Origin of the sequence: Nocardioides nitrophenolicus, assembly GCF_016907515.1 — a bacterium.
GTDB lineage: Bacteria > Actinomycetota > Actinomycetes > Propionibacteriales > Nocardioidaceae > Nocardioides > Nocardioides nitrophenolicus.
Genome location: NZ_JAFBBY010000001.1, coordinates 2,481,992 through 2,496,308, shown reverse-complemented (window position 1 = coordinate 2,496,308; position 14,317 = coordinate 2,481,992). Strand labels below are relative to the sequence as shown.

Sequence of the window (14,317 nt, the reverse complement as noted above, 5' to 3'; positions counted from 1 at the left end):
AAACGGAGATCGACGTCATGAACGCCGAAGTCCTCGTGCCGATCGCCGGCATCGTGGTCCTGCTCATCCTCCTGGTGCTGCTGGTGACCAGCCGCTACAAGGTGGCCGGCCCCAACCAGGCCTTCATCATCACCGGCCGCAAGGGCAAGGCGGTGATCAACCCCGAGACGGGTGAGCTGACCACCGACCTGTCCGGCCAGAAGGTCGTGCTCGGCGGCGGCGTCTTCGTGATCCCGTTCGTGCAGAAGCAGGCCACCATGGACCTGTCCAGCCGCCGGATCTCCGTCCAGATCCGGGGCGCCGTGTCCGGCCAGGGCATCAAGCTCAACCTCGACGGCGTCGCGATCGTCAAGGTCGGCGGCAACGCCGACCAGATCCGGCTCGCCGCGCAGCGCTTCCTCTCGCAGCAGGCCGACATCGAGCCGTTCACCCAGGAGGTGCTCGCCGGCGCGCTGCGCTCCATCGTCGGCGGCCTGACCGTCGAGCAGATCATCCGCGACCGCGCCGCGTTCGCGCAGCGGGTCGCCGACGAGTCCGAGGCCTCGCTCACCGGCCAGGGCCTGATCCTCGACGCCTTCCAGATCCAGGACGTCACCGACGACGGCACCTATCTCGCCGACCTCGGTCGTCCCGAGGCCGCGCGCATCCAGCAGGCCGCGGCGATCGCCGAGGCCAACGCCCGCCAGGCCGCCGAGCAGGCCCAGATCGCCGCCGAGCAGGAGATCGCCATCGCCCAGCGCACGCTCGCGCTCAAGCAGGCCGAGATCAAGGCCGAGACCGACGCCGCGTCCGCCCAGGCCGCCGCGTCCGGCCCGCTGGCCCAGGCCGAGCGCGACCAGGCGATCCTCTCCGAGCAGGAGAAGGTCGCCGTCCAGCAGGCCGCGCTGACCGAGCGCCAGCTCGAGACCCAGGTCCGCAAGCCCGCCGACGCCGAGCGGTACCGCGTCGAGCAGGAGGCCGAGGGTCGCCGCAACGCCGAGATCGCGGCGGCCGACGCCCGCAAGGCGGCCACCATCGCCGCCGCCCAGGCGAAGGCCGAGGAGACCAAGCTCAGCGGTGAGGCCGAGAAGGGCCGGCGTGCGGCGCTCGCCGAGGCCGAGGCGATCGAGGGCGCCAAGCGCGGTGAGGCCGAGAAGGCCCGCCGTGTCGCCGAGGCGGAGGCCACCCGGGCCGAGGGTGAGGCGCAGGCCGCCGCGACCCTGGCCGTCGGCCAGGCCGAGGCCGAGGCGATGGACAAGCGCGCCGAGGCGTTCGCCCACTACAACGACGCCGCCGTGCTCCAGATGCTGATCGAGGTGCTGCCCCAGATCGCCAAGGAGGTCGCCTCGCCGATCGCCGCGATCGACCAGCTCACCGTGCTGTCCACCGACGGCGCCGGCGCGCTGCCCAAGCAGGTCACCGACAACGTCACCCAGACCCTGCAGATGCTCAAGACCTCGACCGGTCTCGACCTCGAGTCGCTGATCAAGAAGTCGGTCGGCAAGGCCGCGGACGGCGTGGTCCCGGGCGAGCTTCACGGCGCGGGCGAGCTCGACGAGGCGGGCGCCTGAGGATGGGTCTGCTCGACAAGCTGAAGTCCGCGTTCACCGGTCCGGAGGTCGACGTCGCCGCCGAGGTGACCGCGATCGAGCCCGGCCTCCGGGTGATCGGCCACACCCGCGTCGTCGCCAGCGCCTTCGAGCGCGGCGGCGGCGTGGCGTCGGGTCCGAACAAGCTGCTCGGCAAGGCCGTGGACGCGGCGGCCACCGCCGCCTCGGGCGCCCGCCACGTCGGCGGCGACGACGACGGCATCGCCCGGAGCCTGCCGCGCACCGCCGACCTGCACGTGCTGGTCCTCGCCGAGCAGGGGCTGTCGCTGTGGGACTTCGGGATGATGGCGAACTCCACTCCGCCCGACCCGGTGGCGAGCGTGCCGCGGGAGGCGATCGCCTCGATCGCCGACACCGGCAAGAAGGCCCAGGGCGGGGTCACCGTCGCCCGGGTGAGCTTCACCGACGGGTCCTTCTTCGACTACCGGATCATGGCCAAGCCCGACACGGAGTTCTGGGAGGCGGTCGCCCGCTTCTAGGTCCCTGGATGAGTAAGTCCAAGCTCTCGCACGACGCACGACCCTTGGACTCACTCATCTAGAGGCGGCCGGGGGCGACCAGGCCGTGGTCGTACGCGTAGACGATCGCGGCCGGTCGGTCCCGCAGCCCGAGCTTGGTGAAGATCCGCCCGACATGGCTCTTCACGGTGAGCTCGGAGATCACCAGCTCGGCCGCGATCTCGCCGTTGCTGCGGCCCAGCGCCATCGCGCGCAGCACCTCCAGCTCGCGCGCGGTGAGCGGGTCCACGCCGCCCGGTGCCGGGCCGCTCGGCACGGGCGCGAAGGTCCGGAACCGGTCGAGCACCCGGCCGGTGACGGCCGGGTCCAGCCAGCTGCCGCCCTCGGCGACGGTGCGGACCGCGCGGATCAGGTCGTCGGCCGAGGAGTCCTTGAGCAGGAAGCCGGCGGCGCCCGCGCGCAGAGCGCCCGAGAGCATCTCGTCGTCGTCGAAGGTGGTCAGCACCAGCACCGGGGGACCCTCGGCCGCCACCACCGCGCGGGTGGCGGTGATCCCGTCGACGGCCCGCATCCGCAGGTCCATCACCACCACGTCGACGCCGCCCTCGCCGAGCCGGTCGAGGGTGGCGGGCAGCTCGCCCCCGTCGGCGCACTCGGCGACGATCTCGAAGCCGTCGCGCCGGCGCAGGATCCGGCGCAGCCCGGAGCGCACCAGCTCCTGGTCGTCGACCAGCACCACCTTCACCACGGGCTCGCTCACGCGGTCTCCATCCTTCCGAGGGTTCGGCCACAGGGCAGGGTGGCGCCGGGGCGCCCCGCCCCCAGTCGTACGTCGACCACCCAGTCGCCGCCCGCCGGCCCGGCGTCGAGCCGGGCCCCGAGCTGAGCAGCCCGGGCCTGCATCCCGGCCAGTCCGGAGCCCAGTCCGTCGGGACGCGGCCGCCCGGCGGGCAGCGGGTTGGAGACCTGCAGCCGGGCCCGGGCGCCGGTCACCGAGAGGCGGACCCGCACCGGAGCGGTGCCGTCGCCGTGCTTGACGACATTGGCGAGCGACTCCTGCGCGATCCGGTACAGGCCCAGGCCGGCGGCGTCGGGGAGCGAGCGCGGGTCGCCCTGCTCGTCGTACTCGACGGCGAGGCCGGCGGCGGCCAGCTCGCGCACCAGCGCGGCGATGTCGGCGGCGCCGGGCAGGGCGTGGCGCTGGGAGCTGCCGTCGGCCATCGCGCTCACGGCGCGCCGGATGTCGGCCATCGCGCGCCGCCCGACCTGCTCGGCGTCGGCGAGCGCCGCGTCCACCTCGGCCACCGCCTCGGCCGTCTCGGCCGCGCTGGCGGCCTCGGCGACGTCGCGCAGGGCGCGGCGGGCGCCGGTGACCTGGAGCAGCGAGATGCTCAGGGAGTGGGCCACGAGGTCGTGGATCTCGCGGGCGATCCGCTCGCGCTCGGCCGTCGTCGCGCGCTCCCAGGCCTGCTCGCGGGCCTTCCGCTCGGCGATCAGGGCGCGCATCTGCCACAGCAGCATGGCGCCGATGACGAAGCCCAGCAGCAGCTCGAAGGTGTAGAGCGGCGCGCCGGCCAGCCCGGGGCCGAGGGCGGCCCAGATCAGCACGACCTGGCCGATCGCCGCCACCGACAGGCCCTCGCGGACGCCGTCGCGGGCGGTGATCTCGGCCGTCGCGAGGCCGAGCAGCACCGGTGCGAGGTCGAGGACGCCGTCCGCCGGACGGGAGAGCAGCAGCGCGGCCGCGAGCACGCTGCCGGCCGCGTCCAGCCACCACGGCAGCCAGCGGTTGGTCGTGAACTGGACCAGGGGCGAGACCATGACCAGCGGCAGGCAGAGCAGCAGCGGGTCGAGCGGCCAGAGCGCGTCGCGCAGCACCAGCGCGACCACGACCGATCCCACCTGGCCCAGGTGGGACGCCAGCGGCACCCACCACGGGTAGAGGATCTGGTGCCGGTCGAGGTTCGCCTCGATCCCGGCCCGCAGCCAGCGCAGCATGCCCACCAGCCTAGGGAGCACGCTGCCGCCGGTCATCCCGCCGGGGGAGGCCGCCCGGCTCCTCCCCTGGTAGGAGGCGAGGTGCCTGCCGTCGGCCGATGTCCGTGCCGTCCGGCGCCCGTAGGTTCGAGCCATGACCTGGACCGAGACCCACCGCCGCTGGCAGGCGCTGCGCGAGATCGAGGAGCAGCTCGGAGCCGAGGCACACCCCACCCTCCCCTGGAACACCGAGCTCGCCGCGATCTTCGGCGACCGCGACGGCCTGCGGGCGGCGCTGCGCTACCGCTGGCGGCTCGCCGTCAGCACCCAGCTCGACACCCACCTGCCCGAGCGCGTGCTCGAGGAGCAGCGGCGGGTTCTCGCCGAGCGGGCCCGGGGCGTGCTCGCCGTGCTGGACAACGGAACCGACGAGGAGTTGGGTACGACGCATGCGCTCGCCTAGGCCCGAGCTCGCCCGAGCCGTCGACCTCCCGCGCTCCTTCACCGCGTGGACCCTCGCCCACGGACTGCAGCGCTCGCTGATCCAGCGCGGTGCGCGCAAGGGCGACCTGATCAGCCGGATGGTGATGGACCCGCAGCTGCGGGTCGACCCGTTCCCGGCGTACGAGGAGCTGCGCGGTCGCGGAGTGATCAGCGCCAACGACCTCATCTCGGCCAGCGTCGACCATGCGGTCTGCAACGAGGTGCTCCGCAGCGACGCCTTCGGCACCGCGGGTGGTCAGGGCGAGCTGCCGAAGCCGCTGCGCTGGCTGCATCACAAGGTGATCGACCCCGACACCCTCGGCCCGGTCGACCCGCCGTCGATGCTGGCCGTCGACCCGCCGCTGCACACCCGCTACCGCAAGCAGGTCGCCCGCGCCTTCACCGCGCGCAAGGTCGGCCGGATGGGCGACCGGGTGAGCGACGTGGCCGGCGACCTCCTCGACGAGCTGGCCGGGGTCGAGGACTTCGACCTGGTCGAGCGGTACGCCGCGCAGCTCCCGGTCACCGTGATCGCCGACCTGCTCGGGGTGCCCGAGCACGACCGCGAGCGGCTGCTCGTGCTCGGCAACGAGGCCGCGGTCACCCTCGACCCCGGGCTCTCGTGGCGCCAGTTCCGCCGGGCGGAGGTGGCCCTGCGCGAGATGCACACCTGGTTCCGCGGCCATGTCGAGCGGCTCCAGGCCGATCCCGGCGACGACCTGATCAGCCAGCTGATCCGGCTCGAGGGCCCCGACCGGCTCGACACCGTCGAGCTGCACCAGGTCGGCCTGCTGGTGCTCGCCGCCGGCTTCGAGACGACCGTGAACCTGATCGGCAACGCCGTCGCGATGCTCGACGGCCACCCCGACCAGCTGCGCTGGCTGCGCGAGAACCCCGACGGCTGGGGCAATGCTGTCGACGAGGTGCTGCGCCACCAGTCGCCGGTCCAGCTGACCCTGCGGATCGCGCTGCGCCGCACCGAGGTGGCCGGCAAGGTCTTCGAGCCGGGTCACGGCATCCTGCTCTACCTCGGCGGCGCCAACCGCGATCCGTCGGTGTTTGCCGACCCCGACGCCTTCGACGTCACCCGCGCCAACGCCGACCAGCACCTCGCCTTCTCCGCCGGCGTGCACTTCTGCCTCGGCGCCAGCCTGGCCCGGCTGGAGACCGCGGTCGCGCTGCGGGCGCTCTACGAGCGGCATCCCGACCTGCACGTCGCCGGCCGGCCAGAGCGGCGCGGCACCCGGGTCCTGCGCGGGTTCGAGCGGCTGCCGGTGCGCACGGCAGTGCGGGTCTGAGTCGGATCAGCCGGCCGGCGTGAGGTCCGTCTGGGTGAAGTCGGCTCCCTTGAACAGGAGCGGGACGGCATGCGTCTTGGCCAGCGCATAGGAGAAGCAGTCGCCGTAGTTCAGGCCCGCCGGGTGCCGGCCCTTCCCGAACCGCACCCAGGCGGCATGGGCTGCCCACGCCAGCTCCGCGTCGACCGGCTGTACGTCGAGCTCGGCGCGCTGGACGAGCAGGTGCAGGTCCTGCACGGCGTCGGACCCCTGGCGAGCGTGGAGCACCATCGCTGCCTCGGTCAGCGACGCGGACGAGACCATGGCCGGCCCTCGGGAGAGGATCGCGCTGAACCTCTCGAGCTCCGGCTCGCCGAGCACGATAGCCACGAGCGCCGAGGTGTCGACGGCGATCACGCCGGTAGTCCGTGCTCGTCGTAGCCGACGATCTCCTCGGCGGTGCGTTCGTCAACGGCTGCGCGCAGCCGGCCACGCTCGCCGATGGCGACCAGGTCGGCGTACACGACGTCCATGCGTGGCGCCGAGCGGGCGAGCCGGTCCTTCAACGCGACCTTGAGCGCCTCGGTGATGGAGGTGCCCAGGCGGTCGGCGAGCTCGCGGGCCAGCCGGTCCGTCTCGGGGTCCTTGATGTTGAGGGCCATGGAGGAAGAATAACAGGCGGCTTTCTTCCTGTATGTCTTCCTCGGTCAGCTGGGCATGGCTGAGAAGTGCTGGTGGTCGACCGGGTCGCGCCACCGCCCGCCCCAGTACCAGCCGATCGCGTCGAACGCCGCCACCACCGGGTCGCCCTCGATCAGGACGCCGGGCCGGGGCGTGGTGCGGTCCAGGTAGGGGACCGAGCCGTCGTGGGTGGTGCGCCCGTGGAGCACGTAGGGGTTCTCCAGCGGGTTGAGGTCGATCGCGCGGCCATAGGCGTGGTGGGACCAGGTGGTGCTCGACCCGGTCTTCGCCCGGCAGTTGAAGGCCGAGGTGTTGTCGGCCTCGATCGAGGCGAAGTCGTCGCCGTCGTACGCCTCGACCGGGCGCATCCGGCGGATCGGGTAGTCGAGCCGCCACAGCCGCCGGAACACCCGGCGTACGTCGGCCACGACGTCGCGGTGCACCACCAGCCGTCCGGTGCGGCGTCGCCCGGCGAAGTCGTGGAAGGCCAGCCGGACCACCCGCAGGTCGGCGAGCGGGACCGGGCAGCCCGGATGCCAGCTCACCCCGCGCATGGCGGCCTGCTCGGCGGCGGTGAGGCGGCGGCTGCTCGCGGTGAAGTCGGCCGGCGGCGGAGGAGGCGTCGGGACGGAGCTGGTCGGCGAGGCGGCCGGGGAGCTGGTCGGGGAGCTGACCGTCGGTCGGGCGGGGTCGGGCCGGGTGGTGACCGGGTCGGCCGTGCAGCCGGTCAGGAGCGCGAGCGCCGCGAGGGCGAGTGCCCCGCGGGTCAGCACGGGGGGACCGGGCCGGCGAGGTGCAGCAGGGCGACCCAGTCGCCGTCGACGGTCCGGGCCCAGCGGTCCGAGCTGGCCGCCAGGCTCTGGGAGGAGACGGTCTCGCCGCGCACCCAGCAGACCACCTGATGCGTGGTCTCGTCGTCCCAGCGCTCGCTGCGACCCTGGTCGTCACGGGCCTCGGCGTCGTCGGTCGAGGGTCCGGTGCGGACCTGGAGATAGCAGCTGCCGTCGCCGCAGGTGCCGTGCACCCGCACGGCGACGGGCGCCGGCTCGTCGGGCCGGGTGGTGGAGATGCCGCCGACCTGGCCGGTGTCGGGGTCGGACGGGGTGGTCACCGGCGACGCGCCGTGGGTCGCGGTTCGCGCGCGCGGCTGGTCGTCGGCCGCCCACGGCCGCAGCACCGCCGCCACCACGCCGATGGCGACCAGGACCGCGACGCCCACCGCGAGGGTGACCCGCCCGGCTCGCCCGGCTCGCCCGGCCGGGGCGGGCGGCGGGGTCGGGGCCGGCGCGGCCGGCCGCTCCGGCAGTGGAGGCGTGGCCGGGGGCAGGGCGGTCGGGGGAGCCGCCGGGAACGCCGGCGGTGGCGGGGGCGGCGCCGGCGCGGCCGGTCCCGCGGCGCGCACCGCGAGCCGGCGCACGTCCATCGGCACCGCGGCCAGCACGTGGTCGAGCGCCACCCGCATCGCGTCGACCGAGGCGAACCGCTCGCCCGGCTGCTTGGCCATCGCCTGCAGCAGCACCCCGTTGAGGTCCTCGACCCACGGCGCGTCGACGGCCAGCTGGCGGACCGGCGCCTCGAGGTGCTCGCGGGCGAGCGCGAACTGCGTCCCGGCGTAGGGCGGCGCCCCGGTCAGCATCGCCCAGAGCAGGCAGCCGAGGGCGTAGACGTCGGTGGTGCGGGCTGCGGGCGCGCCACCGAACCGCTCGGGCGCGAGATAGGGGAAGGTGCCGATGACGGCACCGGTCGCGGTCAGGCCCTGGTCGGGCTCGGTGTCGCGCGCGATCCCGAAGTCGCAGAGGTAGGCGAACGGGGCGTCCGCGCTGCCGGTCACGAGGACGTTGCTGGGCTTGATGTCGCGGTGCAGGACCCCGGCGCGGTGGGCGTCGGCCACCCCGGAGGTGATCTGGACGGCGAGGGCCAGCGCGGTGCCGACGGGGAGCGGCCCGTCCTCGAGCCGCTTGGCGAGGTCGGCGCCGGCGACCAGCTGGGTGGCGATGAACAGCGAGCCGTCGATCTCGCCGTGGTCGAGCACCTGGATGATGTGGGGGCTGTCGAGGCGGACCAGGGTCGCGGTCTCGTGGAGGAAGCGGGTCCGGTACTCGTCGTTGCCGGCGAGCTCGGGTGCGATCACCTTGAGCGCGACCCGGCGACCGATCCGGGTGTGCGTGGCGGCGTACACGACGCCCATGCCGCCGCGGCCGAGGACGCCGTCGACGAGGTAGTCCCCGAAGGTCTCGCCCGCGCGTGGGTAGCCGGTCATCACCACCCCCTCCTGCCCGCTGGTCCGGAGCCCATTCTCGCGCGTTCGCGGTGTGACCGCGGACACTTTACAGATTCGCTGCTCTTGTCAAAGGACTTTACAAGTCCTACGGTTCTGTCAAACGGCAGAGCTGCCGCTGCGCAAGGAGGCCAGACATGACCGGACCGATCGTCGGTGCGACGGTGCCCGAGGGATCCACCGAGAGGTGGAAGGACAAGAAGCGCTACCTGTGGCTGTGGGGGCTGATGGTCCCCGGCTTCGGCGTGCTCTTCGCCCTCGCCTACATCGCGACGGGCGGCTGGTGGGGATTCACCCTGGTCGCGCCCTTCCTCGTCAACTTCCTGATCCCGCTGCTCGACCTGGCGATGGGCACCGACCAGAGCAACCCGCCCGACGAGGTCATCGAGGAGCTCGAGAACGACAAGTACTACCGCTGGGTGGTCTTCGCCTACGTGCCGATGATGTTCGCCCTGGTGTTCGCGGGCTACTACATCATCGGCGAGGGCAACCCGGTCGCCTGGCTGCTCAACCACGTCGGCCTCGGTGACTGGGGCGACGCTCACCTGAGCGCCAACCTGATGGCCGACCACCTCGAGCTGCCGTGGTGGGAGAAGGCGCTGTGGGCGCTGTCGATCGCCGGCGTCGTCGGCATCGGCATCAACACCGCCCACGAGCTGGGCCACAAGAAGGAGTCCGTCGAGCGCTGGCTGGCCAAGATCACCCTGGCGCCGACCTTCTACGGCCACTTCTACATCGAGCACAACCGCGGCCACCACGTCCGCGTCGCCACGCCCGAGGACCCGGCGTCCTCCCGCCTCGGCGAGAGCCTGTACCGCTTCTGGCCGCGCACGGTCTGGGGCTCGCTGAAGAGCTCGTGGGAGGTCGAGGCCAAGCGCTACCGCCGCAAGGGCACCCACCCCTTCCACGTCGGCAACGACGTGCTCAACGCCTGGGCGATGTCGGTCGCGCTGTGGGCGGCCGTGATCGCGCTCAACGGCTGGGAGGTCGCGGTCTACATCCCGATCACCGTCGTCTTCGGCTTCTCGCTGCTCGAGGTCGTCAACTACCTCGAGCACTACGGCCTCAAGCGCCAGCGGGTCGGCGAGAAGCAGCGCTACGAGCGGGTGCTGCCGATGCACAGCTGGAACAGCAACAACATCGTCACCAACATCTTCCTCTACCACCTGCAGCGCCACAGCGACCACCACGCCAACCCCACCCGGCGCTACCAGGCGCTGCGCGACTTCAAGGAGTCCCCGGCCCTGCCCACCGGGTACGCCGGCATGATCAACCTCGCGCTGATCCCGCCGCTGTGGCGCAAGGTGATGGACCACCGCGTGGTCGAGCACCTCGACGGCGACGTCACCCTCGCCAACATCGCGCCCGGCAAGGAGGCGGCGTACCTCGCCAAGTTCCCGCCGCCGGTCGAGCACGCCGTGAAGACCGAGGACCCGTTCGCCCAGAAGTTCGTCGGCGAGGTGCTGGCCGCGCGCTGTCCCGGCTGCTCCTACGTCTACGAGGTCGCCGCGGGCGACGAGCACGAGGGTTTCGCCGCCGGCACCGCCTGGACCGACATCCCCGACGACTGGTGCTGCCCCGACTGCGGGGTTCGCGAGAAGATCGACTTCATCCCGTTCGACCCCGAGAAGGTGCAGGCATGAAGATCGTCGCCGATCTGGACAAGTGCGAGGGCCTCGGCATGTGCGAGGCCATGGCCAACGACTACTTCGAGGTGGACGAGGACGAGGACAAGGTCGTCGTCCTCGACTCGGCCCCGCCCGAGGAGGACCGGGCGCACGTCTACGCCGCCGTGCAGGCGTGCCCCGTGCTCGCCCTCACCCTCGAAGGCTGATGTCCCTCCTCGCCGACCGGACCAGAGCCCTGGTCGACCGGGTGGCTACCCTCACGGGGGTGGCCACCCAGACCCTCCGCGACCGCCTGCTCGAGGCGGCCGTCGAGCTCACCACCAGCTCGGGGTGGGCCAAGGTGACCATGGCCCGGCTGGCCGACGAGGTCGGGGTCAGCCGGCAGACCGTCTACAACGAGATCGGCACCAAGAACGACCTCGCCGAGGCGATGGTGCTGCGCGAGCTGGACCGCTTCCTCGCCGGGGTGACCCGTTCGTTCGACGAGAACCCCGACGACCTGGTCGCCGCGATCCGCGACTCGGCGCGCCGGGTGCTCAAGTACGCCCAGGACAACGCCCTGCTCCACGCCGTCGTCTCGGCCACCCACGGCGCCGACACCGAGCTGCTGCCGCTGTTGACCACGCACTCCGAGTACCTCCTCGAGGGCGCCAAGCTGGTGGTCGCCGACCGGGTGGCCGCCTACGACGTCGACCTGCCGGCCGAGCGGCTCGCCGCCAGCATCGACATGGTCGTCCGGCTCGTCCTCAGCCACGTCATGCAGCCCTCGGCCGACCCCACCCGCACCGCCGACGACATCGCGTGGATCGCCGAACGCGTTCTGCGCTGATCACCCACGTACTACCCTCGCCTCGGGAGATGCCGGGAGAACCCGGTGGAGGGATGAGGTTCATGGGGTTGGTGCGACGCGCCCTGGTGCGTGGCTCTCGAGCCACGGCCGTAGCGAGCGACGCTTCCGGCCGATCTGGCAAGGCGGCGGAGCGACGTCGTGCTGGATGGCCCTTCGAGCGACGCCAACGCCGCCAGATCGAGTCGGAAACGTCGCGTAGTAGGCCGGGGCTCGGGAGCCGCGCCCTGGGGGATCGGCCGGTGGCCGGGCTCGCGGCTGCCGCTGCCCTGCTCGCCCTCGCCGCCTGCGGCACGCCCCAGGAGAGCGGCGCCCCGAAGCCGAAGCCCGACCCGACCGACGCGGCGGCCACCACGACCGCCACCGCGACGACGGCGGTCGCCGACCCGGCGCACGCCGTACCGCCGCCGGGGGCGTTCGACGGCAAGCAGTACGGCGACGACCTGCTCCTCGTCTCCCAGGACACCTTGTCGAAGGACGACCTGGCCGCCATCACCGGCGTGACGGTCCGCGGCAAGCCCGGCGTCGCCGCCTCGACGCAGCTGTCCTACGGCCAGTTCACGGTGGAGAACAAGTACTTCAACATCGCCGCCGTCGACCCGGCCGAGTACCGCCGGTTCACCGGCAACGACTCCGCTCGGTTCCAGGAGCAGTGGGACCGGATCGCGGGTGGCGAGGTCGCCATCCCGAAGCGGCTCGAGCAGGAGCTGGTGCCCGACAGCAAGGGCTACCTCGCTGTCGACGAGGAGCGGATCCACATCGGCGCGCTGTTCCCGGGCGGGGTCGGCGGGGTCGACGCGGTCGTCAACGAGAAGTGGGGCGAGACGCTCGGGCTGCCCCAGGACAACGCCGTGCTGATCAACACCGGCCTGTCGTCCCCGCAGGTCGTGCGGAAGAAGATCGAGAAGGCGTTCGGCAAGGAGCGGTTCTCCATCAGCGCCCTCGACATCGTCGCGCAGAGCGGCATCGACCCCGGCACCTACCAGCAGGCGATCCCGGTCGGCGCGTTCAGCGACGCGGTCGGGGTCTACCGCTACACGCCCGTCGGCGGCGGCCGGATCGCGCCCGACGCCGCCTGGGTGAAGGCCCACATCGTCACCGAGGTGGTCCCGATCCTGGGGCGGGTCACCTGCAACCGGTTCATGATGCCGCAGCTCAAGGCGGCGCTCGCCGAGATCCAGACCACGGGGCTGGGCGACAAGATCTACCAGTACTCCGGCTGCTACAACCCGCGCTTCATCGCCGGCTCCACCCAGCTGTCCAACCACTCCTTCGGCCTGGCCCTCGACCTCAACGTGCCCGGCAACCAGCGCGGCACCGTCGGCCAGATGGACCGGGGCATCGTGGCGATCTTCAAGAAGTGGGGCTTCGCGTGGGGCGGCGACTGGGCCTACACCGACCCGATGCACTTCGAGCTGGCCCGGATCGTCAACCCTGGCTGACCCCCTCCGGTAGTCCCTGCTCAAAAGCACCGTTCTGCACCGCTAGACGGTGCTTTTGAGCAGGGACTACCGGCGGACTCTGACAGCATCGCTGTCACTTTCCGTGCCATGATGCGCCCATGACGTTCGCGCTGGGTCAGGGAACCGGTCCGCTGCAGGGCCTCAAGGTCGTCGAGATCGCCGGCATCGGGCCCAGCCCGCACGCCTGCATGATCCTCGCCGACCTGGGCGCCGACGTGATCCGCGTCGAGAGGCCGGGTGGGCAGATGCTCACCGGTGGCTCCCACGACCTGCTCAACCGCGGGCGCCCCAGCGTCGCGCTCAACCTGAAGGACCCCGAGGCGGTGGCGACCGTGCTCGACCTGGTCGAGCAGGCCGACGTGCTGGTCGAGGGGATGCGGCCGGGCGTCGCGGAGCGGCTCGGGTTCGGTCCCGAGGAGTGCCACGCCCGCAACCCGCGGCTGGTCTACGGCCGGATGACCGGCTGGGGCCAGGACGGTCCGTGGGCGCAGGCCGCCGGGCACGACATGAACTACATCGCCATCACCGGCACCCTCCACGGTCTCGGGCAGGTCAAGGACAAGCCCCAGTTCCCGGCCAACCTGGTGGGCGACTTCGGCGGCGGGTCGACGTACCTCGTGATCGGGATCCTCGCCGCGGTCTTCGAGGCCCGGACGTCCGGTCGGGGCCAGGTGGTCGACGCCGCCATCGTCGACGGCACCGCGAGCCTCAACGCGATGACGGCGGCCTTCCTCGCCGGTGGCGGCTTCAAGGAGGAGCGAGCCGCGAACCTGCTCGACGGAGGCGCGCCGTACTACGACATCTACGAGACCGCGGACGGCGAGCACATGTCGGTGGGCGCCCTCGAGCCGCAGTTCTACGACCTGTTCGTCGAGCTGCTCGGCATCAAGGACACCGCGCCGGACCGCTTCGACCTCGCCCGCACCGACGAGCTGCGCGATCTGCTCACCGCGACCTTCAAGACCAAGACCCGCGACGAGTGGTGCGCGGTCTTCGACGGCACCGACGCGTGCGTGGCGCCGATCCTGCGGATGAGCGAGGCCAAGGACCACCCCCACATCAAGGCCCGCGAGATCTTCGTCGAGCACGAGGGGATCGTCCAGCCGCAGCCCGCGCCGCGCTTCTCGCGGACCAAGGCCACCCTGTCCCACCCGCCCGCCCCCGGCGCCGGCGCGCACACCCGGGAGGCGCTCGCGGCGTGGGGGATCAAGGACGTCGACGGGCTGATCGAGCGGGGTGCGGCGGTGCAGCTGTCGTAGCGGCGGGGTTCGGGTCCGGCGGGCGCGGGTCGGGTCGGGCGCGGGTTGGGTCGGGCGCGGGTTGGGTCGGGCGCCGGTCGGGTGGACCGCTGTAACACGGTGTCCGCCGCTCTTCCCGACCCGCGACGTCGCCCGAGGGGTGCTGTGCGGGTCGCGTACATCGGACCCGGGTCGGCTACCGCAGCGGACACCGTGTTACAGCGCCCGCCACCCCCGCCCGCGATTCCCCCTGATCACCCCCCACCCCCTAGAGTGGGCGGCACCGATCCGGCCAGTCTTGCCCCGGATCCCGGCGCACCCACGGCCCCAACCGAGGACCGCGCCCCTCACCCGAGGCACCGCTTCACCGCCTGTCACCGGACAGGCAGCACGGCGAG

At 72.5% G+C, this 14,317-nt stretch carries 15 protein-coding genes; 9 read left to right on the top strand and 6 right to left on the bottom strand.

Annotation, left to right across the window (positions count from 1 at the left end; translation table 11 throughout):
* Nucleotides 1-17: 17 nt before the first annotated feature.
* Nucleotides 18-1,550 carry a flotillin family protein gene (locus JOD66_RS12175; RefSeq protein ID WP_204837137.1) on the top strand — a complete coding sequence of 511 codons (1,533 nt, stop codon included), beginning with the start codon at nt 18-20 and terminating at the stop codon, nt 1,548-1,550.
* A 2-nt stretch (nt 1,551-1,552) separates the two neighbouring features.
* Nucleotides 1,553-2,068 (top strand): hypothetical protein, encoded by a 516-nt coding sequence (locus tag JOD66_RS12170; protein WP_204837136.1) that lies wholly within the window; start codon nt 1,553-1,555, stop codon nt 2,066-2,068.
* Nucleotides 2,069-2,126: 58 nt separating this feature from the next.
* Here JOD66_RS12170 and JOD66_RS12165 read toward each other — a convergent pair whose 3' ends face one another.
* A complete protein-coding gene (locus JOD66_RS12165) occupies nt 2,127-2,807 on the bottom strand; it encodes a response regulator transcription factor (RefSeq protein ID WP_204837135.1) in 681 nt (226 codons plus the stop codon).
* Nucleotides 2,804-4,045 (bottom strand): sensor histidine kinase, encoded by a 1,242-nt coding sequence (locus tag JOD66_RS12160; protein WP_204837134.1) that lies wholly within the window; start codon nt 4,043-4,045, stop codon nt 2,804-2,806. The genes JOD66_RS12165 and JOD66_RS12160 overlap by 4 nt, the downstream gene beginning before the upstream one ends.
* A 133-nt stretch (nt 4,046-4,178) precedes the next feature.
* Here JOD66_RS12160 and JOD66_RS12155 point away from each other — a divergent pair, with 133 nt between their 5' ends.
* Nucleotides 4,179-4,487, top strand: a complete 309-nt coding sequence (locus JOD66_RS12155; RefSeq protein WP_204837133.1) for a hypothetical protein — start codon at nt 4,179-4,181, stop codon at nt 4,485-4,487.
* Nucleotides 4,474-5,805 (top strand): cytochrome P450, encoded by a 1,332-nt coding sequence (locus JOD66_RS12150; RefSeq protein ID WP_204837132.1) that lies wholly within the window; start codon nt 4,474-4,476, stop codon nt 5,803-5,805. The genes JOD66_RS12155 and JOD66_RS12150 overlap by 14 nt, the downstream gene beginning before the upstream one ends.
* A 6-nt stretch (nt 5,806-5,811) precedes the next feature.
* On the opposite strand, the gene JOD66_RS12145 is transcribed toward JOD66_RS12150, so the two are convergent.
* Genes JOD66_RS12145 through JOD66_RS12130 form a run of 4 tightly spaced genes read right to left on the bottom strand, consistent with a single transcriptional unit; the run spans nt 5,812 to nt 8,725 of the window.
* Entirely contained in the window at nt 5,812-6,201 is a 390-nt protein-coding gene (locus JOD66_RS12145; protein ID WP_307823467.1) for a type II toxin-antitoxin system VapC family toxin, read from the bottom strand.
* Nucleotides 6,198-6,446 carry a type II toxin-antitoxin system VapB family antitoxin gene (locus tag JOD66_RS12140; protein ID WP_204837131.1) on the bottom strand — a complete coding sequence of 83 codons (249 nt, stop codon included), beginning with the start codon at nt 6,444-6,446 and terminating at the stop codon, nt 6,198-6,200. Before JOD66_RS12140 ends, JOD66_RS12145 begins: the two co-directional genes overlap by 4 nt.
* A gap of 45 nt (nt 6,447-6,491) precedes the next feature.
* Nucleotides 6,492-7,238, bottom strand: a complete 747-nt coding sequence (locus JOD66_RS12135) for a M15 family metallopeptidase (RefSeq protein ID WP_204837130.1) — start codon at nt 7,236-7,238, stop codon at nt 6,492-6,494.
* The gene (locus tag JOD66_RS12130; RefSeq protein ID WP_204837129.1) at nt 7,232-8,725 is read right to left on the bottom strand and encodes a serine/threonine-protein kinase; all 1,494 of its coding nucleotides are present in this window, start codon (nt 8,723-8,725) and stop codon (nt 7,232-7,234) included. Before JOD66_RS12130 ends, JOD66_RS12135 begins: the two co-directional genes overlap by 7 nt.
* A gap of 155 nt (nt 8,726-8,880) precedes the next feature.
* Between JOD66_RS12130 and JOD66_RS29110 the strand changes: the two genes are divergently transcribed.
* The 5 genes from JOD66_RS29110 to JOD66_RS12105 all read left to right on the top strand — a co-directional run bounded on the left by JOD66_RS29110 (nt 8,881) and on the right by JOD66_RS12105 (nt 13,940).
* On the top strand, nt 8,881-10,386 hold the full coding sequence (locus JOD66_RS29110; RefSeq protein WP_204837128.1) for a fatty acid desaturase: 1,506 nt from the start codon (nt 8,881-8,883) through the stop codon (nt 10,384-10,386).
* Nucleotides 10,383-10,577, top strand: a complete 195-nt coding sequence (locus JOD66_RS12120) for a ferredoxin (RefSeq protein ID WP_204837127.1) — start codon at nt 10,383-10,385, stop codon at nt 10,575-10,577. The genes JOD66_RS29110 and JOD66_RS12120 overlap by 4 nt, the downstream gene beginning before the upstream one ends.
* Nucleotides 10,578-10,636: 59 nt before the next feature.
* A complete protein-coding gene (locus JOD66_RS12115) occupies nt 10,637-11,200 on the top strand; it encodes a TetR/AcrR family transcriptional regulator (RefSeq protein ID WP_307823466.1) in 564 nt (187 codons plus the stop codon).
* A 260-nt stretch (nt 11,201-11,460) separates the two neighbouring features.
* Complete coding sequence (locus JOD66_RS29480; RefSeq protein WP_204837125.1) at nt 11,461-12,660, top strand: M15 family metallopeptidase; 1,200 nt, start codon at nt 11,461-11,463, stop codon at nt 12,658-12,660.
* Between the two features lie 119 nt (nt 12,661-12,779).
* On the top strand, nt 12,780-13,940 hold the full coding sequence (locus JOD66_RS12105; protein ID WP_204837124.1) for a CaiB/BaiF CoA transferase family protein: 1,161 nt from the start codon (nt 12,780-12,782) through the stop codon (nt 13,938-13,940).
* Nucleotides 13,941-14,317: the final 377 nt, after the last annotated feature.